Here is a 24,831-nt window from a genome sequence, read left to right as displayed (position 1 = left end):
GGCAGGATGGCACTTTCAGCCAACTTACCTTATCGGAACTCTCTGCTATTATCGGCGATAATTTTTGGCCTACGTCAGCGCTACCATAGCAATTTTGCTGCACTACAAGGAATGCAAATGAACAAACTGCTCCCTTTACTCATCGGTCTGAGCCTGGGCGGCTTCAGTGTTGCCAGCCAGGCTGAAAACCTGCTGCAGGTATATCAGCAGGCACGTTTATCAAATCCTGACCTTCGTAGCTCTGCCGCCGATCGTGATGCTGCCTTTGAGAAAATTAACGAATCCCGCAGCCCACTGCTACCACAGTTAGGCCTGGGCGCTGACTATACCTATAACAGCGGCTACCGTGATGCCAGAGATACCAATAGCACCACCAAAAGCGCGTCGTTACAGCTGACTCAGACCATTTTTGACATGTCAAAATGGCGTGCACTGACGCTGCAGGAAAAAACGGCAGGCATCCAGGATGTCACTTATCAGACGGCACAACAGACCCTGATTCTGAACACCGCAACCGCCTATTTCAATGTGCTGAACGCGATCGACACATTGTCGTATACCGAAGCCCAGAAGCAATCTATTTACCGTGAACTGGATCAGACCACTCAGCGTTTTAACGTGGGTCTGGTCGCCATCACTGATGTGCAGAACGCACGCTCCCAGTACGACAGCGTACTGGCCAGCGAAGTTTCCGCGCGTAACGACCTCGATAACGCGGTAGAAACACTGCGTCAGGTGACCGGCAATTACTATCCAAGCCTGGCATCGCTGAACGTCGATGCGTTTAAAACGGAAAAACCTCAGCCAGTGAATGCCCTGCTGAAGGAAGCGGAAAGCCGCAACCTGTCGCTGCTTTCTGCACGCCTGTCTCAGGACCTGGCGCGTGAGCAGATTCGTTCATCAGAAACCGGCCATATGCCTACGTTGGATCTGACGGCCTCAACCGGTTTATCCAACAACCGTTATGGCGGCGACCGTTCCAGTCCCAATAACACTGACAACATCACAGGCAGTAACCAGGTAGGTCTGAGCTTCAACCTGCCACTGTACAGCGGCGGTGCCGTTAGTTCCCAGGTGAAACAGGCGCAATATGCGTTTGTTGCCGCCAGTGAGCAGTTGGAAAGCGCACACCGTTCCGCCATCCAGACCGTGCGTTCCTCGTTTAACAACGTGAACGCCTCGATCAGCAGCATTAACGCTTACAAGCAGGCGGTTGTCTCTGCACAGAGCTCGCTGGATGCGATGGAAGCCGGTTACTCCGTGGGTACCCGTACTATCGTTGACGTGCTGGATGCCACCACCACGCTGTATAACGCTAAGCAGCAGCTGGCGAATGCCCGTTACAGCTACATGATTAACCAGCTCAATATTAAATCTGCGCTGGGTACGCTGAACGAGCAGGATCTGCAAACGCTGAACAATCATCTGGGCAAAGATGTCGGCACCTCGCCAGAAATCGTCGCCCCGGAAAATGCACAGCAAGCTGCCAACGCGGACAGTGCTGAACCCCGTTCAGCCAGCAAAGCGACGCCAGTTAGCAACAAATCGGCCACCCGTGGCAACAGTAATCCATTCAGTCAGTAATTCCCCAAGGGGCAGCAAACGCTGCCCCTTCACAATCAAACGTATAGCTACGTAAAGATCCCCTCCAGGTCAGGCTTGATCGCTTCATTTTTCACCGCTGTTCCCCTATCCTATGCACTACCTTTGGGCACAGGACGAAAAGTGATGAAACGGACTAAACAGATTAATCATGCCTCCTTTCGCAAAAGCTGGAGTGCACGCCATTTAACGCCGGTCGCACTGGCGGTGAGTGCAGTATTTATGCTGGCCGCATGTGAACAGGCCGACGAAACTGTATCGATGTATCAGAACGCTGATGACTGCTCGGCCGCTAACCCAGGCAAGAGCGCACAGTGCACTACGGCGTTTAATAGCGCCAAAGAAGAAGCGGTCAAAACCGCACCGAAATATGCGACCCGTGAAGACTGCGTGGCAGAGTTTGGTGAAGGTCAGTGCCAGCAGGCTCCTGCTCAGGCGGGCGTAGGTACTACCAATGCGGAATCTCAGTCCAGCGGAAGCTTCTGGATGCCACTGATGGCCGGTTACATGATGGGCCGTATGATGGGTGGCGGTATGGGGCAGCAGCAGCCGCTGTTCTCCTCGAAGAACCCAGCCAGCCCGGCCAACGGCAAGTTCGTTGATGCCAGCGGCAAGAGCTTCGGCGCAGCAACCTCGGGCCGTACCATGACAGTGCCTAAAACAGCGCTGGCGCCAAAACCGGCCACCACCAGCACCGTCACCCGCGGTGGCTTCGGTGAGTCCGTTGCCAAGCAAGCCACCATGCAGCGCAGCAGTGCTACCAGCACCAACCGCAGCATGGGGGGCTAATCGCCAATGAAACGTATTGCCATTGCTGAACGCCCTGACTGGCGGGAAAAAGCGACGGAATATGGTTTTCGTTTTCACACCATGCACGGGGAACCGTACTGGTGTGAAGATGCCTATTACCAGTTCACGTTGCAGCAGATTGAGTCACTGGAAGATGTGACCAGCGAACTTCATCAGATGTGTTTGCAGGCGGTGGAACTGGTGGTCAACAGTGAAGAACTGCTGACCAAGTTCCGTATTCCGAAGCACACCTGGGATTTTGTGCGTGAATCCTGGAAAAGCGGCCAGCCGTCACTCTATTCAAGAATGGATCTCGCCTGGGACGGTGTAACGCCGGCCAAGCTGCTGGAAAATAACGCCGATACCCCGACTTCGCTGTATGAAGCGGCTTTCTTCCAGTGGCTGTGGCTGGAAGACCAGCTGAATGCTGGCGTGCTCCCTGCGGGTAGCGATCAGTTCAACAGCCTGCAGGAAAAACTGATCGAGCGCTTTGGCGAACTGCATCAGCAGCACGGTTTTAGCTGGCTACACTTTGCCTGCTGCCGTGATACCGATGAAGACCGTGGCACCGTTCAGTATCTGCAGGATTGCGCCACGGAAGCCGGGCTACCGAGTGAATTCCTGTATATGGATGAAATCGGCCTGGGTGAGAAAGGGCAGTTTACCGATGTTCACGATCAGGTGATCGGCAATCTGTTTAAGCTCTATCCATGGGAATTTATGCTGCGTGAGATGTTCTCCACCAAACTGGCTGACGCCGGTGTGCGCTGGCTGGAGCCTGGTTGGAAAAGCATTATTTCCAATAAAGCGCTGCTGCCGCTGCTGTGGAAGATGTTCCCGAACCATCCGAACTTGCTGCCCGCTTACTTTGCTGAAGATAACGTACCGCATATGGATAAATATGTGGTTAAACCGTTGTTTTCCCGCGAGGGTGCCAATATCCGCATCGTAGAAAACGGTAAAGAGATTGCACGTGTTGATGGGCCGTACGGTGAGGAAGGTATGATCGTGCAGCAGTTCCATCCGCTGCCAAAGTTCGGCGACAGCTATACGCTGATCGGATCCTGGCTGATCAACGATCAGCCAGCGGGTATTGGTTTGCGTGAAGACCGCGATCTGATCACTCAGGATCTCTCGCGCTTCTATCCACACGCGTTTATCGAATAATGTGTGATCGTCGGGCGAGGCATGCCTCGCCCCTACCCATGATTGTGCAAAATTGCACGTCGTGGTCTGGTATGCCCCGCCCCTACATATGCTTGTGCAAAATTGCACGCCGTGGTCTGGTATGCCTCGCCCCTACATATGCTTGTGCAAAATGGTCACGTAGTGGCCGGGCATGCCCGGCCTCTGCTACCCCACCTGCACCGACAGCATGCTTAATGACCCCATCACAATCCCATCCACCGGGACAGATATCGCTTCGCCCTCAGCACGTGCGCCGAGCACATACAACAACGGCAGGTAATGTTCTGGTGTCGGGTTCGACAGCGCCGCCCCCTCGTGCTGCATAAAGTTCACCAGTGGATGCTGCTCATCTTCGCCTTCCCAGCTCAGATTATCGCGCACGTACTGGTTAAAAGATTCTGCCCACGGATAGGCTTCTGCTTCGCCCTGCCAGCGCACCATACGCAGGTTGTGTACCACGTTTCCACTGGCAACAATCATGATGCCCTGATCGCGCAGCGCTGCCAGTTTACGGCCTAATTCAAAATGGTATGCGGCAGGTTTCGTCCCATCCACGCTGAGTTGCACCACGGGAATGTCCGCATCCGGGTACATTTTGATTAATACGCCCCAGGAACCGTGATCGAATCCCCACTCCTGATCCAGATCGACTGCCACCGGGGCCAGTGTTTCCGCTATCTGGCGGGCGAGTGCCGGCGATCCCGGAGCCGGATACCGTGTATCAAACAACGCCTGCGGGAAGCCGCCAAAATCATGAATTGTGCGTGGTTTTTCCATCGCCGTCACCGCCGTGCCGCGCGTGTACCAGTGGGCAGAAACGGCAATGATCGCTTTTGGACGTGGCAGGTTTTTCCCCAGCTCACGCCAGGTCTCGGTCCAGATATTTTCTTCCAGTACGTTCATCGGACTGCCGTGACCGAGGAAAAGTGCAGGCATACGTGTGTGGCTCATGGTGTGATTCCCAGAAAGTGGTATTCAATGGAAGTCACATTACGCCCTTTTTTCCACGGATGAACCTGGATAACCCTGACGAAGATATTCAGAAAATTTGAAGGGGAAATAGCGGAAGGAAAGAATGCAGATTGAAGGAAGTATGGCGGGGGGAATTCCTTTGCATAATTCAAGCTACAGGAGAACCAATGCGCCCACCACTTGAAGTATGACGAGGGATTCCCCTAAATAATTCAAGCTATGGGCAGGCGGCAAGGCAGCAAGTCCCCGGGAGCATACATGAGTATGTGACCGGGGCGCGCGAGGAGAGCCAACGCACCCATCGCTTGAAGTATGACGGGGAACTCTCCTAAATAATTCAAGCTATGGGCAGGCGGCAACGCAGCAAGTCCCCGGGAGCATACATGAGTATGTGACCGGGGCGCGCGAGGAGAGCCAACGCACCCATCGCTTGAAGTATGACGGGGAATTTAGCTGGCCTGACGCGTCTCGTGACTACGACGATATGCCACCAGATCTTCGATCGTCACAACTGGCATGTTGTGTTGTTTAGCAAACACCACCGCTTCCGGCGCGTGCGCCATAGAGCCATCATCGTTGGTCAGTTCACACAGAACACCGGCTGGCTTGAAACCTGCCAGCGTGACCAGGTCGATAGTGGCTTCAGTATGGCCACCGCGGGTCAGAACACCACCTGAACGTCCACGCAGCGGGAACACGTGGCCAGGACGATTAAGGTCTTCTGGCTTTGCATTGTCAGCAATGGCGGTGCGGATGGTGGTCAGGCGGTCAGAGGCGGAAACACCGGTGGTCACACCCTGTGCCGCTTCAATCGTCACCGTAAAACCGGTGCCGTAAGAGCTGGTGTTGTTCTGCACCATCATTGGCAGGTCCAGCTGTTCCAGACGTTCTTCCGTCAGACAAAGGCAGACAATGCCGCTGCCGTGGCGAATGGTCAGTGCCATCTGCTCAACGGTCATGGTTTCAGCGGCGAAGATCATATCACCTTCATTTTCACGATCTTCATCGTCTAAAACCATCACACCGCGGCCTTCGCGCAGTGCTTCGATGGCACGGGTTACACGCTGTTCAGGCGTGCCAAATTCAGAAAGTAGCGACTGATTCATGGTAAATAAACCTTAAATAAATGTATGGGTTACCAGAACCAGGGCGTGCTTAGGAGTGTCATGCGGTGACAAAAAAATAACGCGAGGCGAGCAAAAGCCCGTCAAGAATCGTTACTCTCTCCCATCCGGACTCTAACCGTCGGCCCCGGAATTACACCGGATCTGCTGTCCTTCAGGAATGACCCTGAAGCGCTCGCGGGCTTTCAGCAAAAGCTGATTTACCGCCGGTGGGGAATTTCGCCCCGCCCTGAGAATAAGCAAAATCATCATAGCGCTGAAAAAGTGACAGATCAACGAACAAAATGGGCAAATTGATATCCATTTTTTCGCTATGGTGTTTTAAGGTTTATACCGAACGCATCTGGGATTACACTAGGATAAAATTCGCTGTTATCAGGAAATCGCTATGCTTGACCCAAAAAAAATTGAACAACTGGCCCGTCAGGTCCATGAGTCTATGCCGAAAGGCATCCGTGAGTTTGGTGATGATGTGGAGAAGAAAATCCGTCAGACATTACAGGCACAGCTGACCCGTCTGGATGTGGTTAACCGCGAAGAGTTTGATGTACAGACTCAGGTACTGCTGCGTACCCGCGAGAAGCTGGCTGCGCTGGAACAGCGCCTGACAGAGCTGGAAAGCCGCGTTTCCCCTGCCCCCGTACCGGTCGTTAGCGAGCCAAAAGCGGCAGAATAGGCCACGCTTTAGTGATACGGCTGCCCTCCCCGGGCAGCCGTTGAAGGCTAGCTTCTTCCGGTACCAGAAATAATCGTTTTAATGATATTACTGGTGGAAATACCGTCTTCGAAGTTGAGCACTCGCACGTCACCGCCGTTGGCCCATACCTCTTTACTGCCAGCAATGTCTTCTGGCTTATAGTCGCCGCCTTTCACCAACAGATCGGGAAGGATCTCAGCGATCACACGCTGCGGCGTATCTTCTTCAAATCCAATCACCCAATCCACGGCTTCCAGCGCACCCAGCACGATCATACGGTTAATCAGCGGGTTCACCGGGCGGGTTTCCCCTTTCAGACGTCGGGTCGAGGCATCGCTGTTTACCGCCACAATCAGGCGGTCACCCAGCTTACGGGCATTGGCCAGGTAGGAAACATGCCCGGCGTGCAGAATGTCGAATACGCCGTTGGTCATCACCACTTTTTCACCGCGCTGACGGGCTTTCGTCACTTCGGCAATCAACTGAGCTTCATCCATCACACCAAAACCCGATTCCGGGCGCGCGCGAATCGCATTTTCCAGCTCTACCGGAGAAACCGTTGAGGTACCGAGTTTACCCACCACCACGCCCGCGGCCGCATTGGCCAGGAAGCAGCTCTCTTCCAACGAGTTACCCGCCGCCAGCGCCGCCGCCAGCACGCCAATCACCGTATCACCCGCACCGGTGACATCGAACACTTCCTGCGCCAGGGTCGGCATATGGAATGGCGCTTTACCCGGCTGAAGCAGGGTCATACCGTGCTCTGAACGGGTCACCAGCAACGCAGACAGCGCGTGCTGCTGCATCAGAGCAGTACCGCGTTCCACAATTTCTTCTTCTGATTTACACTTGCCCACCACCGCTTCAAATTCGGAGAGGTTTGGCGTCAGCAGCGTTGCACCGTGGTAGCGGCCGAAATCGGTACCTTTCGGATCCACCAATACCGGAACCCCCGCTTTACGCGCCAGGGCAATCATCGTTTCCACGGTGGCCAGTGCGCCTTTCGCATAATCAGACAGCACTAACGCGCCAATTGTTGGCAGCGCCTGCTCAATACGCTGATGCATCGGCTCAGGATCAATGCCTTCAAATCCCTCTTCGAAATCCAGACGGATGAGCTGCTGATTGCGAGACAACACGCGCAGTTTAGTAATAGTCGGATGAGTAGGCACAGAGACAAAATCACACTGGACATTCACGCCAGCCAGGGACGCGCTGAGTGCACGCGCGGCATCATCAACACCGGTCAACCCAACCAGTCGTGAAGCAGCACCCAGCGCGGCAATATTCATCGCTACGTTGGCCGCACCACCAGGGCGCTCCTCCACATGATCCACTTTCACCACTGGCACCGGAGCCTCAGGTGAAATGCGGCTGGTTGGGCCGTGCCAGTAGCGATCCAGCATCACATCGCCAACCACCAGCACACCCGCACGCGTAAAATCGGGTAGTGTAATTTTCATTCCTGAGACTCCAGACTGCAGTAAAAATGAGTGCGCGCGATGATATCACAATTGTCTTAATGGCAAATCATCGCATCTGCACGTGAAATCAGGCGCCCAACCATGCCTGCCAACTGGCATTGACCACCGATCTTTCACCTGACCAGGCCGTATCCTCTACCAGGCCAGGCAGCTCCTGCAACGCCAGATGGTGCAAGGCATCGCGCAGCGTGACATAAGCATGCGTCAGTGCTTCCGCCTCTTCCTGCTCCATTTTGCCGCTGTTCGCCAGCAACGCCAGAATGCGCACGTTATCGGACCAGCGGGTCAGCATGGGCTCCTGGGCGGCATAACGCAGCACCAGGTATTGCGTAATAAATTCAATATCGGTAATCCCGCCTTCATCGGCTTTGATATCCCAACGCCCTTTGTGCTTGTGACCCAGATGGGCGCGCATTTTCTCACGCATTTCGCGCACTTCTGTTTTCAGCGCGTCGGCCTCTCGGGGTATCGAGAGAATGCCACGGCGGATCTGGTCGAAACGCTGGCTCAGGGCGGCGTCACCAAACACGATGCGCGCGCGCACCAACGCCTGATGCTCCCAGGTCCAGGCTTCATTGCGCTGATAGTCATCAAAGGCATCGAAGGTGCTGACCAGCATCCCCGCCGCCCCTGACGGGCGCAGGCGGGCATCCACTTCGTAGAGAATACCGGAGGAAGTACGGGTGCTAAACAGATGCATCACACGTTGTGCCAGGCGCAGATAAAACTGCCTTCCGTCAATACTACGCTCACCCAGTGTCACCGCTTCTGACGGACAGTCATGCAGGAACACCAGATCGAGGTCAGAACTGTAACCCAACTCCCAGCCCCCCAGTTTGCCGTAGCCCACAACCGCAAAGCCGCGCTCGCTGTCGGTGGTCAGATGGGAAGGCCGGCCGTAACGCTGTACCATCATGTTCCACGCCTGCTGAACCACGGTCTCAATCATCGCTTCCGCCAGCCAGGTCAGATGATCGCTCACTTTCATCACCGGCAAGGTTTTGGCAATATCCGCGGCAGCAATACGCAGATGCTGTGCTTGTTTAAACTGACGCAGCGCTTCCAGCTGCTGCTCTTCATCTTCTTCCGGGATACGCAGCAGATATTGTCGCAGTTCATCACGATAGGCATCTGTTGCCGTGGGCTGATACAACGTGGCAGGGTCGAGCAGTTCATCCAGCAATAGCGGATGCCGGGCCAGCTGGCTGGCAACCATCGGGGAAGCAGCACACAAGCGAATTAAGTGCTTCAGCGCACCATGGAATTCAGTGAGCAGCTCCAGATAGGTGCTACGCGTCACCACGCCCAGCAGCAATGGCGTAAGGCGGCTCAGCGTGACCGGGGCATCATCACGTGGCACAACCTCACTCAACAGTCGCGGCATCAGCTGATCCAGCGCCTGACGGCCACGCGGACCAATCGTCCGTTTATCGACGTCCTGGCGGAAATCGGTAATCGTGCGTAGCAATTGCTGGCGTGCATCGCTGTCGAGATGGGGGACCAGCGGTTCCAGCTCCGCCTCTTCCAGCTGGTCCTGCCACAATACGCCATATTCACCCGCTTCACGGTTCTCACCGTTTTCAGGCGCATCGTCACCAATCAGATCGTTAAAAATGGTCCGTACCGCCAGCATATGGCGATCCAGCTCAAGGTGTAATGCAGCCCAGTCGGCAAACCCCATCGCCCAGGCGAGACGCGCGCGATCCAGCTCGCTGCCCGGTAGCGTCTGTGTCTGTTCATCGTTGATACTTTGCAGCAGGTTTTCCAGCCGCCGCAGGAACAGATAGGCCTCCTGTAACTGCTCCACCTGCTCTGCCGGTAACAGATTCAACTGACCAATCGCGTCCAGCGTTGGCAACAGGGAACGTAGCTGAAGTGAACGCTCACGCCCGCCACGGATCAGCTGGAACACCTGTACGATAAATTCCGTTTCGCGAATACCGCCCGCACCGAGCTTAATGTTATCCGTCAGCCCGCGTCGCCGGACTTCGCGGGCGATCATGCTTTTCATATTACGCAGTGACTGGATCACACTGAAGTCGATGTAGCGGCGAAACACAAACGGCCGCAGCATCTGGCGCAGTTCCTCACTCCAGCGGTCATTCCCACCGCCCATCAGGCGCGCTTTAACCATTGCATAGCGTTCCCAGTCGCGTCCCTGCTCCTGGTAATAATCTTCCAGCGCCGCAAAACTCAGCACTAATGGCCCGCTGTCGCCAAACGGGCGCAGACGCATATCAACGCGATAAACAAAACCATCGGCCGTGGGCTGATCCAGCACCTTGATCAGCCGCTGACCCAGCCGGGTAAAGAACTGAGCATTGTCCAGTTCACGGCGGCCCCCCTGCGTGGTGCCGTTTTCCGGCCAGGTGAAAATCAGATCGATATCAGAGGAGAAATTCAGTTCACCGCCGCCCAGTTTCCCCATGCCGAGGATCAACAGCGGCTGGGGTTCTCCGGCAGCGTTCATTGGGGTGCCAAAATCACGGCAGCAGGCGTGCCATAACCAGTCGCGGGCAGCCACAATCAGGGCTTCCGCCAGTTCGCTCAGTTGACGTAAAGATTGTTGTGTATCACTGGTGGCCAGCGTCTGCATCCAGGCAATGCGCGTCAGCATATGACGACGGAACAGGCGGAGTTCGCGCATCAGCGCATTCTCATCATGCACCGTCTCCAGCTTTGCTTGCAGCCAGTCAGCATAATGATGCCATTCATCCGGGTGCGGCGGGGAGTGCTGAAGCTGCTGCCACCCTTCAGGGTATTTTGCCAGGTTATCGCTGATAAAATCGCTAAATACCAATACTGCCTGCTGCTGCGCAGAAGCCTCGCTAAACAGCGGGCTTAGCCATGCACACTGTTGCTGCATGAGCAGCGGCAGAGGTTGACCTGGTGATGGCACCATACAATAAACACTCCCTATATCCCCCTCATACTTCGAGCTGCAGCTCGCATTATGAGGGGGATTGCATTGAAAGACCCCGAAACGGGTTACAGACTGCCGTTTTTCCAGAACGCCGACTGTTTCAGCGCCTGCTGACGATGGGCATCCAGCCAGACATCCTGCTGCCCCACAATCGCTTCACGCAGCTGCTTCCAGCTTTGTAACCAGGCATTGACGATGGTGGCATCATAGGCGCCCGCCAGCAGATGAACCGCCAGAATCTGGCGATGCAAACGCGTCAGTTTGTCCTGATATTCACCCGAATGATTCAGGTGGTCGAATGTCTCTTTCAGATCGGCTGCAATGCGGCCCAGCATGATGTCGCTGAAGCGTTTGAACGAACCTTGTAGTTTGGCATCCGACTTTTGATCGACGAACTGGCGCCAGCGCTCAGTGGCAATCCAGTGAGTAAGCGCTAACTGAGTTTCCAGCCAGAGGGGACTGAAGCAACATTTTTGCGCGTCAGGCTGATCATCCTGCAACGCCTCTTCCAGCAACGTCAGCTTCTGACGCAGTTCGCTGCTGGCTTTGCGTGGCACCAGCGCACCGTACAGAGAAAACGTCTGACGCAGCACTTCAAGCGCATCTTTCACTTCATGCAACGCACCCGAACTGCCGCGCAGCCACAGCTCCTCGTGATATTGCCACTGGCTTAATGCCAACAGAAATGATGCACGCATTCCCTCTTCCACGGTCGCTTTTGGCTTCACTTTTAGCAGGGGAACCGGACGCAGCGCACGCGGCAGGTCGCCCTGAGCCAGCGCATAACCACGCGCCGCTTTACTCAGGCTCCCCAGACGCAGACCGTCAATCGTTGCCAGTTCAGCGGCAAAGGCCAGCAGGTCATCGCGCTGACCGCTTTTCAGCTCCAGCTCGACTTCCATCAAGGGTTCACAGCGGTCATCTGCCGTGATCTCACCGCAGTCATAGGCCACCTCTATCTCGCTTTGTAGGTAAGTAACCACCCACTTTTCACGCACAAAATGCGTGCTAAACAGCGCCTTGAGCTGCGGTTGTAAGGCTGTGATATCGGTTCCTGCAGGCCAGACATCGGCAGGCAGCTGCTGAATATCCAGCTCGGGCTTAGCCAGTGCCACATTATATTCCGGGCGCTGGTGCAGCCCACCAATCGTCTGACCGGCGGTTTTCAGCGTCATTTCATAGCGGTCACCGAAGCCGCGAATACGCAGCCCCATATCCCAACGGCGCAGCTGGTTGTCAGGGGTTTCGAAGTAGATATTCGTCAACGTCTGACCGGCAGTGTACTGATGAGGCCAGGCGGTGAGTTTGCTGGCGATTTTTGCAGCCGCTTCTGGTGCGGCAATGAACTTTAATTCGATTTCGATGGTCATAATGTCTTATTTACGTCGTTAACGGCAGAGTAAACGGTTAAGGTGTCTGATTATGCTCGCATTGCCAGGCGGGCGATCGTTCCTTTTGCCTATGAAGAGTAATGCACAAGAGACAGCACTGTCTCTGGTTTATTACGTTTTCGCGCACAACCTCTCAGGCTGTTTGAGACCAGGATAGTTCTCATTCAGCTTTCTGTGAGGCCGCTCCAGACTGTGCGATTACCTTTTTACAGCCCTTATTTAGAAAGAGTTCGAATGAAAATAACTCACCTCATCGGCCTGACATTGCTCACGTTGAGTGCTGCGGCAACCGTTCATGCCGAAGAAAAACGCTACATCTCCGACGAGCTGTCCACCTGGGTTCGCAGTGGCCCCGGCAATGATTACCGTCTGATCGGCACGTTAAACGCAGGCGAAGAAGTTGCCCTGCTGCAGTCGAATGATAGCAGCAACTATGGCCAAATCCGTGACAGCCAGGGCCGTACCACCTGGATCCCGCTGGCCCAGCTTAGCCAACAGCCCAGCCTGCGTACCCGCGTCCCGCAGTTGGAAGAACAGGTGAAAATGCTCACCGCTAAACTGGCGAACATCGACAGTAGCTGGAATAACCGCACCGCCGATATGCAAAAAAAGGTCGCTGGCAGCGATGACGCGATCAACAGCCTGAAAGAAGAGAATCAGCAGTTAAAAAACCAGTTGGTGGTCGCGAAGAAAAAAGTCGATGCGGCCAATGTGCAACTGGATGACAAGCAGCGCACCATCATTATGCAGTGGTTTATGTATGGTGGCGGTGTCGCGGGCGTTGGCCTGGTGCTGGGCCTGCTACTTCCTCATATGATCCCACGCCGGAAAAAAAGCGATCGCTGGATGAACTAATCCTGCACTTGTTTGCGTTAAGGGTATCTGCGGATGCCCTTTTTGCCATGTCTGCGATTTATCATTTACGCAACATGGATGTTATAGTCTGACGATTAATACTCAGTAAATTCTGATTATCAGCCTTGTGGAGACCCGCAGTGAAAACATACCTTGTCGGCGGCGCCGTGCGCGATGGACTGTTGAATTTGCCGGTGAAAGACAAAGACTGGGTGGTGGTAGGTGCCTCTCCTCAGCAGATGCTGGAGCTGGGCTTTGAGCAGGTAGGCCGCGACTTCCCGGTGTTTTTGCACCCTTCAAGCCATGAAGAGTATGCGCTGGCCCGCACCGAACGTAAATCCGGCAGCGGTTATACCGGGTTTGTCTGCTATTCCGCGCCGGATGTCACACTTGAGCAGGATCTGGCACGGCGCGATCTGACCATCAATGCCATCGCGCAGGACGCCGACGGCCACTACTATGATCCCTACGGCGGGCGTGACGATCTTGAAAACCGTTTGCTTCGCCACGTCTCTGAAGCCTTCAATGAAGATCCACTGCGTGTGCTACGCGTAGCGCGTTTTGCCGCCCGTTACGCCCATCTTAACTTCCACATTGCCAGTGAAACCCTCGCCCTGATGCAATCGATGGCAGAGAGCGGCGAACTCTCTCACCTCACGCCAGAGCGCGTCTGGAAAGAGACTGAAGCGGCCTTACAAACACGCAACCCGCAGGTCTTTTTCCAGGTACTGCGTGACTGCGGGGCACTGGCGGTGCTGTTTCCGGAGCTGGACAACCTGTACGGCGTTCCCGCCCCGGCAAAATGGCACCCCGAGATCGACACCGGCGTGCATACGCTGATGACGCTGGCGATGGCAGCCCAGCTCAGCCCGGAGGTTGATATCCGTTTCGCCACGTTATTCCACGATGTGGGCAAAGCCCTGACGCCGCCAGAAAAGTGGCCAAGCCATCACGGACATGGTCCGGCAGGCGTACCGCTGGTCGCGGCCCTGTGTGAACGCTTACGTATTCCGAATGCCCTGCGCGATCTGGCACTGCTGGTGACCGAATTTCACGACCTGGTGCATACCGTCCAGAACCAGTCAGCAACCACGCTGGTGGCGTTGTTTGACCGACTGGATGCCTGGCGCAAACCCCATCGCGTGGAGCAAATCGCACTGACCAGCGAAGCCGATGCCCGTGGGCGCACCGGATTCGAAAATAATCCGTACCCGCAGGGAGATTATCTGCGTGAGGCGTGGAAGGTCGCGTTGAGCGTGTCGACAAAAGACGTTGTCGCGGCCGGTTTCAAAGGCGCGGAGGTGCGGGAAGAACTGACGCGCCGCCGGATAGCGGCACTGGAAAACTGGAAAACCGCTTAATATTGCCAAACGTAAGGGTCAGGCAAGCCTGACCCAATGCACGTTACAGGACAAATACCGCGTAAACCGCGGCTGCCACGATAAAGCGATAGATAGCGAACGGGATAAACGAAATACGTTTGATGATGTGCAGGAAGCTCTTAATCGCGATCAACGCCACGATAAACGCGGTGACAAAACCGACGGCAAACATCGGGAAGTCAGCCATCGTCAGGAAGCCCATGCTCTTGTAGAGATCCAGACCGGTCGCGCCAATCATCATCGGCACGGCGAGGAGAAACGAGAACTCAGACGCAGCATAACGGCTTACGCCCATCAGCATCCCGCCCGAAATGGTGGCTCCGGAACGTGAAAAGCCCGGCCACAGCGCCAGACACTGGAAGCAGCCAATAATAAACGCCTGACGATAAGTAATGTCATCCACACCCACCGCTTTCGGCTGTTTTGGCTTCAGCAATTCAGCCGCAATCAACAGCACGCCACCCACCACCAACGCATACATCACGTTGACCGGGTTAAACAGCGTTTTGATTTTATCATGCAGTAATAGCCCAATCACCACGGCGGGCACCATACCCAGCAGGATATGAATCAGAGTCAGCTTACCCTGGCCTGTGCCCTCATGTTTGACTTCACCAAAGTGAATGCCAATCAGGCCGAACAAACGACGCCAGAACATCACTACGACGGCCAGAATCGAGCCGAGCTGGATCACAACTTCAAAGGTCTCCGCTTTTTCGCCTTCAAACCCCAGTAAATGACCGACAATGATCATATGCCCGGTAGAAGATACGGGGAGAAACTCCGTCAGCCCCTCTACAATCCCAAGTATTGCTGCCACCCATAGCTGATGAATATCTGCCATCAAATCTACCCCTAACCCTGGTTAAACCATGAAAAATGGCGGTCGCTTTACGCTTCCGCCCAATGTGCCCCAACTGCATTAGGGCAACCTTAAGACAGAGCATAATGTGGTTTGGTTTCATCGTGATGGCAATGAAAACGGATTTATTTAGGATTAGTCCCGCGTTCGATGACCACGCCCACCTGGCGCGCCTGAGCGACAGCACCCGGTTTACTGACTTTGATTTTGACCCACGGCGAGGCGAATCGAGCCAGCAGCAGTGATGCAATCTCTTCTGCTACACGCTCTACCAACGCAAATTTACCCTGGCTGACGTGGTTAATAATCGCTTCAGATACATCGGCATAGCTCAGACAATCGTTAACATCATCACTGGCAGCCGCTTTACGGTTGTCCCATGCCATTTCGACATCGAACACCAGCTTCTGCTGAATCGTTTGTTCCCAGTCGTAAACGCCAATGGTGGTGATAACGGACAGTTGATCAATAAATACGATATCCATGATACGGCTCTCTGTTTTTGTGGTTGCCGGATACCATCCCCGGCGGTTTATGCGTATTATCCACGGATGCTGACTTTAAAACGACCCCCACAAGACGGAACGGTGTTATGAGTGTATTCGCGCTTGGCATGATCATTTTCGCGTATCTGTGTGGCTCCATCTCCAGCGCGATTTTGGTCTGTCGACTGTTCAGATTGCCGGACCCGCGCCACAATGGCTCGGGCAACCCAGGTGCCACTAACGTGCTGCGCCTCGGTGGTAAAGGTGCCGCCGCTACGGTGCTGGTGTTTGATGTATGCAAAGGGATGCTGCCGGTATGGCTGGCTTATCACCTGGGCGTGACGCCGCTTTATCTTGGTCTGACCGCGATTGCGGCCTGCCTCGGCCATATTTACCCGGTCTTCTTTCATTTCAAAGGCGGCAAAGGCGTGGCCACCGCATTTGGTGCTATCGCCCCAATCGGCTGGGATCTCACGGGTTTAATGACGGGAACCTGGCTGCTGACCGTGCTGTTAAGCGGATACTCTTCGCTGGGTGCGATTATCAGCGCACTGATTGCCCCGTTCTACGTCTGGTGGTTTAAACCGCAGTTTACTTTTCCCGTCGCCATGCTTTCCTGCCTGATCCTGTTACGTCATCACGACAATATTCAGCGCCTGTGGCGCGGGCAGGAAAATAAGATTTGGAAAAAGAAAAAGAAGAAACCGTAGGGCATCGTGCATTGATGTCGGGTTCAGGCATGCCTGAACCTGATGAGAACATTTATCCTGGGGTCAGGCGCGCCTGACCCCAATCATAATGCAGGCAGTTCCGCCAGCGGCCAGCGCGGACGCACGGTGACACTGAGATCGGCGTGTTTGTCACCTTTCATCCGCACCATCCCGGCATAAGCGATCATCGCGCCGTTGTCGGTACAGAATTCCGGACGAGCGTAGAACACCTCACCGCCCCGCTTCTCCATCATCTCCGCCAGCTTACTGCGCAGCGTGCGGTTCGCGCTGACGCCCCCGGCAATCACCAGCCGCTTGAATCCACTTTGATCGAGCGCCCGGCGGCATTTTATCGCCAGCGTATCGACCACGGCATCCTCAAAAGCACGTGCTATGTCAGCGCGGGTCTGCTCACTGTCGTCATTGTCGCGAATGGTATTCGCCGCGAAGGTCTTCAGGCCGGAAAAACTAAAATCCAGCCCTGGGCGATCGGTCATTGGACGCGGGAAGACAAAACGCTTTTCCACACCCTGTTGCGCCATTTTTGACAGCATCGGCCCGCCAGGATAGTCCAGCCCCAGCAGTTTAGCGGTTTTATCGAAGGCTTCACCGGCAGCATCATCCACTGATTCACCCAGCAGGGTATATTCACCAATGCCGGTGACGCTAATCAACTGCGTATGGCCGCCAGAGACCAGCAGCGCCACAAACGGGAAGTCCGGTGGATTATCTTCCAGCATCGGTGCCAGCAGATGCCCTTCCATGTGGTGCACGGCAATCGCCGGGACATCCCATGCAAACGCCAGCGAGCGGCCAATGGTCGCGCCGACCAGCAGTGCCCCTACCAGCCCAGGACCTGCGGTGTACGCCACCGCATCGATATCCTGCGCCTGAAGCCCGGCTTCCTTCAGCGCGGCCTGTATCAGCGGCACGGTTTTACGCACGTGATCGCGCGAAGCCAGTTCCGGTACCACGCCACCGTAGTCGGCGTGGAGTTTGACCTGGCTGTAAAGTTGATTGGCGAGCAAACCGGCCGCATCGTCATAAATGGCAATGCCGGTTTCATCGCAGGATGTTTCAATTCCGAGAACACGCATGGATTTTTCACCTCATTCTTGCGGCGCGCAGTGTAGCATGAAGGCGCTTTTGCGGGCGGCAAATTTCCCGGTTAGTCGGTTACACCTTGTACGATAAGGTGTTTTTTTTCCCACCAGGGAGGTGGGTTTCGTGTATAATCAGTCCCCTGAAAAAAACCGGCAGCCGCACAGGCCTATCTGTTGGTTACTTAATGCTATGGTGCTTTACAACTAAGCCTGTGTTGGAGTAAAATTCCGCACCATTTTGAAATGAGCTGGCACCGATGTCAGCAGCAAAACCGAATTTATCGAGGTGAGAGTTACATGCCGGTAATTAAAGTACGTGAAAACGAGCCATTCGACGTTGCACTGCGTCGCTTCAAGCGTTCTTGTGAGAAAGCAGGCGTTCTGGCTGAAGTTCGTCGTCGTGAGTTTTATGAAAAACCTACTACCGAACGTAAGCGCGCTAAAGCGTCTGCAGTAAAACGCCACGCGAAGAAACTGGCTCGCGAAAACGCACGCCGCACTCGTCTGTACTAATATCCTGAGGGTTCGCCCTCATGCTTCACAGACTAGTTAGTAGTTATCAGGCCGTGCTTCCGGAAGGAATGCGCGGCTTGTTGTCGTTTATGAACCATAAATAGAAAGCGCCAGAGTTACCCCGGTAACGCTCTGTTTTGATTCCTAAACGCCAATACAGCCAGACACCTAAAGACGCGGAAGTATTTATTTCTGCTATTGACTGTTTCTGGCAAACGGCCAAATGGGCAAGATTCAGGGATGGATTGAGTCGTTTGGCCAACACCGCCAGAAGCGGAAAGATGAAGGGTAATCCCCAATAGCTTTCTGTTTCCTGGCAAGGCGGCAACGGAGTGAATCTTCGGGAGCTTACATCAGTAAGTGACCGGGGTGAACGATGGCAGCCAACACCGCCAGAAGCGGAAAGATGAAGGGTAATCCCCAATAGCTTTCTGTTTCCTGGCAAGGCGGCAACGGAGTGAATCTCCGGGAGCTTACATCAGTAAGTGACCGGGGTGAACGATGGCAGCCAACACCGCCAGAAACGGAAAGATGAAGGGGATTTATGGCTGGACGCATACCGCGTGTATTTATCAATGACTTGCTCGCTCGCACGGATATCGTGGATCTCATCGATGCCCGGGTGAAGCTGAAAAAGCAGGGCAAGAATTACCACGCATGCTGTCCTTTTCATAATGAGAAAACGCCCTCTTTCACCGTTAACGGCGAAAAGCAGTTTTATCACTGTTTCGGCTGTGGTGCGCATGGCAACGCTGTCGACTTCCTGATGAACTATGATCGTCTGGAATTCGTTGAAAGCATTGAAGAACTGGCGACCTTATATGGACTGGAAGTACCGTATGAAAGCGGCAGTGGTCCCACCCAGCTTGAGCGTCATCAGCGTCAAAGTCTTTATCAGTTAATGACCGGTCTGAGCGACTTCTATCGACAGTCACTGACACAAAATGCATCGGCAGGCGCACGTGACTATCTGGCACAGCGCGGCCTGAGCGATGATGTCATTAAGCACTTTTCCATCGGTTTCGCCCCGGCAGGCTGGGATAACGCGTTAAAACGTTTTGGCCGTAATCCTGACGATAAACAGTCGTTGATCGATGCTGGCATGCTGGTCACCAATGACCAGGGCCGCAGCTACGATCGCTTCCGTGAGCGGGTGATGTTTCCAATCCACGATAAACGTGGGCGAGTCATTGGTTTCGGCGGTCGCGTATTAGGCGACGGCATGCCGAAATACCTCAACTCACCGGAAACCGATATTTTCCACAAAGGTCGCCAACTTTACGGCCTGTTTGAAGCGCTAAAAAACCATCCGGAGCCGTCCAAATTACTGGTCGTTGAAGGCTATATGGATGTGGTGGCGCTGGCACAGTTTGGCGTTGATTATGCCGTGGCCTCACTCGGCACATCGACCACCGCAGAGCATATTCAGCTACTATTCCGGTCAACCGACACGGTAATTTGCTGCTATGACGGCGACAGAGCAGGCCGTGAAGCAGCATGGCGTGCGCTGGAAACGGCTTTACCTTACATGAATGACGGTCGTCAGCTACGCTTTATGTTCCTGCCTGACGGCGAAGACCCGGATACGCTGGTGCGTAAAGAGGGCAAAGAGGCATTTGAAACACGGATGGAGCAGGCTATGCCACTCTCATCGTTTCTGTTTGATACGTTGATGCCGCAGGTGGATTTACGTTCCCCTGATGGGCGCGCCCAGTTGAGTACGCTGGCGCTGCCGCTGATTAGCCAGGTGCCCGGTGAAACATTGCGTATCTACCTGCGTCAGGAATTGGGTAATAAACTGGGTATCCTTGACGACAGCCAGTTGGAGAAACTGCTGCCGAAGCAGGCGGATAATGCGAAGCCTGTCCCCCAGCCCCAGCTAAAACGCACAACCATGCGTATACTTATTGGGCTGTTGATACAGAATCCACAGCTGGCAATCATGGTGCCTTCACTGGATGGTCTTGAGCAGTCAGAAATACCAGGTTTCCCGCTATTCGTGGAGTTAGTGAGCACTTGCGTAGCGCAACCTGGCCTGACGACCGGACAGCTACTAGAGTTATATCGCGGAACAAAATTTAGCCAGAGCCTTGAAACCTTGGCAACCTGGAACCACATGATCGTAGATGATGAAGTGGACACCATGTTTAAGGACGCACTCGCGAGTATGTACGACGACGCGCTGGAACGCAGGCTGGAAGAACTTATCGCCCGCGACCGCACGCACGTACTCAACGCAGAAGAGCGCCGCGAGTTCTGGACACTGAGCCAGGCACTGAAGAAACAGTAAATGAATAAGGTTTTGACCTTATTACACAGAATTTAGAGGCGTTATCGGCGCAGTCAGTTTGGACACCGTCTGCACGCAGCACCCGGAGCGTACTGAAGTACGTGAGGACTGCGAGCACAGCCGGGGTTCAAAATGGCAAGTGAGATAGCCTCGACAAAGATCAAAGCGGCTTAAGTGCCGAATATCCGTCAGGTAGATCCTGACAGCCGCCATGACGGGCAGCGGCAATAATCTCAACGCCCTCACTGTTATTGTTGGCACGTTAGCCGACCCGACACCAATCTAATTTAACAGAAGTGTGGATACCGTCTTATGGAGCAAAACCCGCAGTCACAGCTAAAGCTACTTGTCACCCGTGGTAAGGAGCAAGGCTATCTGACCTATGCCGAGGTCAATGACCATCTGCCGGAAGATATCGTCGACTCCGATCAGATCGAAGACATCATCCAGATGATCAACGACATGGGCATCCAGGTTGTGGAAGAAGCGCCTGATGCCGATGATCTGATGCTGAATGAGAACAACAACGATACGGACGAAGATGCTGCTGAAGCCGCTGCTCAAGTGCTCTCCAGCGTTGAATCTGAAATCGGACGAACCACTGACCCGGTGCGCATGTACATGCGTGAAATGGGTACGGTTGAACTGCTGACGCGTGAAGGCGAGATCGACATAGCAAAACGCATCGAAGACGGTATCAACCAGGTTCAGTGTTCCGTTGCTGAATACCCTGAAGCCATCACTTATTTGCTTGAACAGTATGACCGCGTTGAAGCGGGCGAAGCACGCTTGTCCGATCTGATCACCGGCTTTGTCGACCCGAATGCCGAAGCAGAAATCGCGCCAACCGCTACCCACGTGGGTTCTGAACTCTCCGCTGAAGAGCGTGAGGAAGAAGAAGAAGATGAAGAGTCTGACGATGACAGCGCCGACGATGACAACAGCATCGACCCGGAACTGGCGCGTGAGAAATTCAACGATCTGCGCGTACAGTACGAAACCACCCGTACCGTAATTAAGGCCAAAAGCCGCAGCCACGCTGATGCTATCGCTGAAATTCAGAATCTGTCTGACGTATTTAAACAGTTCCGCCTGGTGCCGAAGCAATTCGACTTCCTGGTGAACAGCATGCGTACCATGATGGACCGCGTTCGTACCCAGGAACGCCTCATCCTGAAGCTGTGTGTTGAAATCTGTAAAATGCCGAAGAAGAACTTCATCACCCTGTTCACCGGCAATGAAACCAGCGAAACCTGGTTCAAAGCCGCACTGGCGATGAACAAACCGTGGTCAGAGAAACTGAATGATGTATCCGATGATGTGCATCGCAGCCTGACGAAACTGCAACAGATTGAAGCAGAAACGGGCCTGACGATTGAACAGGTTAAAGACATCAACCGTCGTATGTCCATCGGTGAAGCGAAAGCGCGCCGTGCGAAGAAAGAGATGGTTGAAGCGAACTTGCGTCTGGTTATCTCTATCGCCAAGAAGTACACCAACCGTGGTCTGCAGTTCCTGGATCTGATTCAGGAAGGCAACATAGGTCTGATGAAAGCGGTAGATAAGTTTGAATACCGTCGTGGTTATAAGTTCTCGACTTATGCCACCTGGTGGATCCGTCAGGCGATCACCCGTTCTATCGCGGACCAGGCACGTACCATCCGTATTCCGGTGCATATGATTGAGACCATTAACAAACTCAACCGTATTTCGCGCCAGATGCTGCAAGAGATGGGCCGTGAACCTACGCCGGAAGAACTGGCCGAACGTATGCTGATGCCAGAAGATAAAATCCGTAAGGTGCTGAAAATTGCTAAAGAGCCGATCTCCATGGAGACGCCGATTGGTGATGATGAAGATTCCCATCTGGGTGATTTTATCGAAGATACCACGCTGGAGCTGCCGCTGGACTCTGCCACCTCAGAGAGCCTGCGTTCTGCCACCCATGACGTGCTGGCCGGTCTGACCGCGCGTGAAGCGAAAGTACTGCGTATGCGTTTTGGTATCGATATGAATACCGACCACACGCTGGAAGAAGTGGGCAAACAGTTTGACGTGACACGTGAACGTATCCGTCAGATTGAAGCGAAAGCGCTGCGTAAGCTGCGTCATCCAAGCCGTTCTGAAGTACTGCGCAGCTTCCTCGACGATTAATCGACGCGGTGCTCAAAGATGGCTCCTCTCTGAGGGGCCATTTTTTTTACCTGTTATCCAGACCGCTCTACAAGCCGCGTAATTTCAATGCCCTGTCCAGCTCCGCATAAGCCGCGGTCATCTCTTCCTGTGAAGCGCGATTCAGCCCACTGGGGTTGGGTAACACCCAGACCTCCGTCTCACCCAGCATCAGCGGTTGGCGGCCCCACTCCACCTTACTGTGACGAAACGCCTGCTGATAAGCCTGCTTGCCCAGTACCGCCAGCGCCGCGGGTTGAAAGCGTTCAACCTTGTCCACCAGCGCCTGCCCGCCACTCCGTAACTCACTGCCTGCCAGCTCACTGGCCAGCACGGTGGGCCGTTCAACCAGCATGGTGATGCCACAGCGCGTTTCCAGCAGTTGCTGTTCCTGCTCAGGACGAAGCTGCGTCCAGGTGAATCGGGCCTGAAAAAGGGTTTTCCAGAAGCGGTTACCCGGATGAGCAAAATGATAGCCAGTATGCGCGGATGACTTGCCCGGATTGATGCCACAAAACAGCACCCGCAGGCCGGGCTGAATAATATCGCTAATGCCGTGTGCTTCCATGGTGAGATTCCTCCTTATAAAACAGGCCTCCGCAAACGCGGAAGCCCACACAGACCTTAAATCGCCGCGATCACAGCCGCAGTGATCGCTTCGGTTTTCATCACACCATTTACGTGCTGCTGCGCGGTAACCTGCTCAACGGCACGGAGAATAGCATCGGCAGCAGCCGTCTCCCCCAGATGTTCCAGCATCATCGCCACCGACCAGATCGCCGCGATCGGATTCGCAATCCCCTGCCCGGCAATATCGGGCGCAGAACCGTGCACCGGTTCAAACATCGATGGCACCGTGGGATCGGGATTCAGGTTCGCAGAAGCCGCATACCCCAGCCCGCCCTGAATGGCTGCACCCAGGTCAGTCAAAATATCGCCAAACAGATTAGAAGCCACAATCACATCAAGCGTTTCCGGGTTCATCACCATACGCGCCGCAATCGCATCAATATGATAACGATTCACCGTCACATCCGGGTAATCACGGGCAATCTCTTCGGTGACTTCATCCCACATCACCATGGTGTATTTCTGTGCGTTCGATTTGGTCACGGATGCGAGGCGCTTGCTGCGTTTTTGCGCCATCTCAAAACCAAAGCGCAGAATTCGCTCCACACCCCGTCGGGTAAAGATAGAAGTTTCCACCGCCACTTCGGCAGGTGTCCCCTGATGAATGCGCCCGCCAGCCCCGCTGTACTCACCTTCCGTGTTTTCACGGATGCAGAGAATATCAAACTCACTCTTACGCAGTGGGCCTTCCACCCCCGCCAGCAGGCGGTGCGGGCGGACGTTAGCATAGAGATCAAACTGTTTGCGGATGGGCAGCAGCAGGCCATGCAGTGACACATTGTCTGCCACTTTCTCTGGCCAGCCTACCGCGCCCAGCAAGACAGCATCAAACTGGCTCAGCGTTTCAATGCCATTCTTCGGCATCATTTCACCGTGCTCAAGGTAGTACTCACAGGACCACGGAAACCACTCGCCGCTCAGGGCAAAATCAAATCGGCCTGCGCTATGTTCCAGCACCTGCCAGGCAGCTTTCGTTACATCCACGCCAATACCGTCACCGGGGATCACGGCCACTTGATAGCTTTTCATGACTCTCCTTGGATTAATAAGATAACCATCAGAATGACATCTTCGCCCAGGTGGCTAAATTGTGCTGCTTTTTTCGGGTCGCCCGGCGGCAGATGCTGCCGAATACGCAGGCTGAGCCTGTGCGGCATTTTACAGGGCAGAGAAATTACATCACCTGCTGAATCGCCCAGATGGCCAGCGCATGATCTTCATGAGAAGGCAGCCCGCTGACGGTCACCGCGCCAATCACTCCCCCGTTCCCCAGCAACAGTGGGAAGCTGCCACCGCTGTCGGTATAACGCTGTTGATCGAGGAATTTCATCTCAGACATCGGCGTCCCCTGGGCTTTATTCAGCTCCTGAGCGTAGAGTGAAGAGTGTGCATTGCGCAGTACGGTGTGGCGCTTACGGGCGATCCATTCCAGGTTCTCCGAGCTTGAACCACTGAGTGCGGTACTGAACAGCACCTGACCAAAGGCATACACTTCAATCGCAACCGGCATCTTTTCCGCTACGGCACGTTCACGCAGCAGGCTGCCAATTTTCCATGCGCTATCGAAATCAAACTGATTGACGCGTACGGTCGCTTCCTGCTCTAGCAGGATTTCAAGGCTGGGAATCGCTGACATGGGTCTCTCCGGCAAAGGGTAAT

General features: G+C 54.5%; 21 protein-coding genes and 1 riboswitch. Of the genes, 10 read left to right on the top strand and 11 right to left on the bottom strand.

What is annotated here, in order from left to right; all coding sequences use genetic code 11:
* Positions 1-117: 117 nt before the first annotated feature.
* The 3 genes from tolC to LJN55_RS03195 all read left to right on the top strand — a co-directional run bounded on the left by tolC (position 118) and on the right by LJN55_RS03195 (position 3,558).
* Positions 118-1,584, top strand: a complete 1,467-nt coding sequence (gene tolC, locus LJN55_RS03205) for an outer membrane channel protein TolC (RefSeq protein ID WP_133843850.1) — start codon at positions 118-120, stop codon at positions 1,582-1,584.
* Positions 1,585-1,728: 144 nt separating this feature from the next.
* On the top strand, positions 1,729-2,391 hold the full coding sequence (locus tag LJN55_RS03200) for a DUF1190 family protein (RefSeq protein WP_133843852.1): 663 nt from the start codon (positions 1,729-1,731) through the stop codon (positions 2,389-2,391).
* 6 nt (positions 2,392-2,397) lie between these two features.
* A complete protein-coding gene (locus tag LJN55_RS03195; protein ID WP_133843854.1) occupies positions 2,398-3,558 on the top strand; it encodes a glutathionylspermidine synthase family protein in 1,161 nt (386 codons plus the stop codon).
* 186 nt (positions 3,559-3,744) lie between these two features.
* On the opposite strand, the gene ygiD is transcribed toward LJN55_RS03195, so the two are convergent.
* Together ygiD and ribB are read right to left on the bottom strand one after the other, a co-directional pair.
* Entirely contained in the window at positions 3,745-4,530 is a 786-nt protein-coding gene (gene ygiD / locus LJN55_RS03190; RefSeq protein ID WP_133843855.1) for a 4,5-DOPA-extradiol-dioxygenase, read from the bottom strand.
* Positions 4,531-5,000: 470 nt separating this feature from the next.
* Positions 5,001-5,657 (bottom strand): 3,4-dihydroxy-2-butanone-4-phosphate synthase, encoded by a 657-nt coding sequence (ribB, locus tag LJN55_RS03185; protein WP_133843857.1) that lies wholly within the window; start codon positions 5,655-5,657, stop codon positions 5,001-5,003.
* 109 nt (positions 5,658-5,766) lie between these two features.
* Positions 5,767-5,916: riboswitch (FMN riboswitch) on the bottom strand.
* 147 nt (positions 5,917-6,063) lie between these two features.
* Here ribB and ubiK point away from each other — a divergent pair.
* Positions 6,064-6,351 carry a ubiquinone biosynthesis accessory factor UbiK gene (ubiK, locus tag LJN55_RS03180; RefSeq protein ID WP_133843859.1) on the top strand — a complete coding sequence of 96 codons (288 nt, stop codon included), beginning with the start codon at positions 6,064-6,066 and terminating at the stop codon, positions 6,349-6,351.
* A 47-nt stretch (positions 6,352-6,398) separates the two neighbouring features.
* Here ubiK and hldE read toward each other — a convergent pair whose 3' ends face one another.
* The 3 genes from hldE to LJN55_RS03165 all read right to left on the bottom strand — a co-directional run bounded on the left by hldE (position 6,399) and on the right by LJN55_RS03165 (position 12,149).
* Entirely contained in the window at positions 6,399-7,835 is a 1,437-nt protein-coding gene (gene hldE, locus LJN55_RS03175; RefSeq protein ID WP_159337352.1) for a bifunctional D-glycero-beta-D-manno-heptose-7-phosphate kinase/D-glycero-beta-D-manno-heptose 1-phosphate adenylyltransferase HldE, read from the bottom strand.
* Between the two features lie 88 nt (positions 7,836-7,923).
* A complete protein-coding gene (gene glnE / locus LJN55_RS03170; protein ID WP_227535655.1) occupies positions 7,924-10,758 on the bottom strand; it encodes a bifunctional [glutamate--ammonia ligase]-adenylyl-L-tyrosine phosphorylase/[glutamate--ammonia-ligase] adenylyltransferase in 2,835 nt (944 codons plus the stop codon).
* An 86-nt stretch (positions 10,759-10,844) separates the two neighbouring features.
* A complete protein-coding gene (locus LJN55_RS03165) occupies positions 10,845-12,149 on the bottom strand; it encodes a CYTH domain-containing protein (protein WP_171148881.1) in 1,305 nt (434 codons plus the stop codon).
* 255 nt (positions 12,150-12,404) lie between these two features.
* Here LJN55_RS03165 and LJN55_RS03160 point away from each other — a divergent pair, with 255 nt between their 5' ends.
* Both LJN55_RS03160 and LJN55_RS03155 read left to right on the top strand, forming a co-directional pair.
* Complete coding sequence (locus LJN55_RS03160) at positions 12,405-13,025, top strand: TIGR04211 family SH3 domain-containing protein (RefSeq protein WP_133843867.1); 621 nt, start codon at positions 12,405-12,407, stop codon at positions 13,023-13,025.
* Between the two features lie 140 nt (positions 13,026-13,165).
* Complete coding sequence (locus LJN55_RS03155; RefSeq protein WP_159337351.1) at positions 13,166-14,386, top strand: multifunctional CCA addition/repair protein; 1,221 nt, start codon at positions 13,166-13,168, stop codon at positions 14,384-14,386.
* Positions 14,387-14,429: 43 nt separating this feature from the next.
* Here LJN55_RS03155 and bacA read toward each other — a convergent pair whose 3' ends face one another.
* Both bacA and folB read right to left on the bottom strand, forming a co-directional pair.
* A complete protein-coding gene (gene bacA / locus LJN55_RS03150; RefSeq protein WP_133843872.1) occupies positions 14,430-15,251 on the bottom strand; it encodes an undecaprenyl-diphosphate phosphatase in 822 nt (273 codons plus the stop codon).
* Positions 15,252-15,394: 143 nt separating this feature from the next.
* Positions 15,395-15,754 (bottom strand): bifunctional dihydroneopterin aldolase/7,8-dihydroneopterin epimerase, encoded by a 360-nt coding sequence (gene folB, locus LJN55_RS03145; RefSeq protein ID WP_133843874.1) that lies wholly within the window; start codon positions 15,752-15,754, stop codon positions 15,395-15,397.
* Between the two features lie 107 nt (positions 15,755-15,861).
* Here folB and plsY point away from each other — a divergent pair, with 107 nt between their 5' ends.
* A complete protein-coding gene (gene plsY / locus LJN55_RS03140; RefSeq protein WP_159337350.1) occupies positions 15,862-16,464 on the top strand; it encodes a glycerol-3-phosphate 1-O-acyltransferase PlsY in 603 nt (200 codons plus the stop codon).
* A gap of 83 nt (positions 16,465-16,547) precedes the next feature.
* Here the strand turns inward: plsY and tsaD are convergent, their stop codons facing one another.
* On the bottom strand, positions 16,548-17,561 hold the full coding sequence (gene tsaD, locus LJN55_RS03135) for a tRNA (adenosine(37)-N6)-threonylcarbamoyltransferase complex transferase subunit TsaD (RefSeq protein ID WP_133843878.1): 1,014 nt from the start codon (positions 17,559-17,561) through the stop codon (positions 16,548-16,550).
* 303 nt (positions 17,562-17,864) lie between these two features.
* Here tsaD and rpsU point away from each other — a divergent pair, with 303 nt between their 5' ends.
* The 3 genes from rpsU to rpoD all read left to right on the top strand — a co-directional run bounded on the left by rpsU (position 17,865) and on the right by rpoD (position 22,524).
* The gene (gene rpsU, locus LJN55_RS03130; protein WP_001144069.1) at positions 17,865-18,080 is read left to right on the top strand and encodes a 30S ribosomal protein S21; all 216 of its coding nucleotides are present in this window, start codon (positions 17,865-17,867) and stop codon (positions 18,078-18,080) included.
* A 544-nt stretch (positions 18,081-18,624) separates the two neighbouring features.
* The gene (dnaG, locus tag LJN55_RS03125; RefSeq protein WP_227535652.1) at positions 18,625-20,370 is read left to right on the top strand and encodes a DNA primase; all 1,746 of its coding nucleotides are present in this window, start codon (positions 18,625-18,627) and stop codon (positions 20,368-20,370) included.
* Positions 20,371-20,682: 312 nt separating this feature from the next.
* Positions 20,683-22,524 carry an RNA polymerase sigma factor RpoD gene (gene rpoD / locus LJN55_RS03120; RefSeq protein ID WP_133843882.1) on the top strand — a complete coding sequence of 614 codons (1,842 nt, stop codon included), beginning with the start codon at positions 20,683-20,685 and terminating at the stop codon, positions 22,522-22,524.
* 67 nt (positions 22,525-22,591) lie between these two features.
* Here the strand turns inward: rpoD and mug are convergent, their stop codons facing one another.
* From mug to LJN55_RS03105, 3 genes are all read right to left on the bottom strand, one after another.
* Positions 22,592-23,110, bottom strand: a complete 519-nt coding sequence (mug, locus tag LJN55_RS03115; protein WP_133843884.1) for a G/U mismatch-specific DNA glycosylase — start codon at positions 23,108-23,110, stop codon at positions 22,592-22,594.
* Between the two features lie 56 nt (positions 23,111-23,166).
* The gene (locus LJN55_RS03110; protein ID WP_227535651.1) at positions 23,167-24,201 is read right to left on the bottom strand and encodes a tartrate dehydrogenase; all 1,035 of its coding nucleotides are present in this window, start codon (positions 24,199-24,201) and stop codon (positions 23,167-23,169) included.
* A 145-nt stretch (positions 24,202-24,346) separates the two neighbouring features.
* Positions 24,347-24,808 (bottom strand): heme-degrading domain-containing protein, encoded by a 462-nt coding sequence (locus LJN55_RS03105; RefSeq protein ID WP_227535650.1) that lies wholly within the window; start codon positions 24,806-24,808, stop codon positions 24,347-24,349.
* Between the last annotated feature and the right edge of the window lie 23 nt (positions 24,809-24,831).

It is taken from the genome of Erwinia rhapontici (assembly GCF_020683125.1).
Lineage (GTDB): Bacteria > Pseudomonadota > Gammaproteobacteria > Enterobacterales > Enterobacteriaceae > Erwinia > Erwinia rhapontici.
Note: the sequence above shows the minus strand (reverse complement) of the source record. Positions and strands in the feature narration are given on the sequence as shown.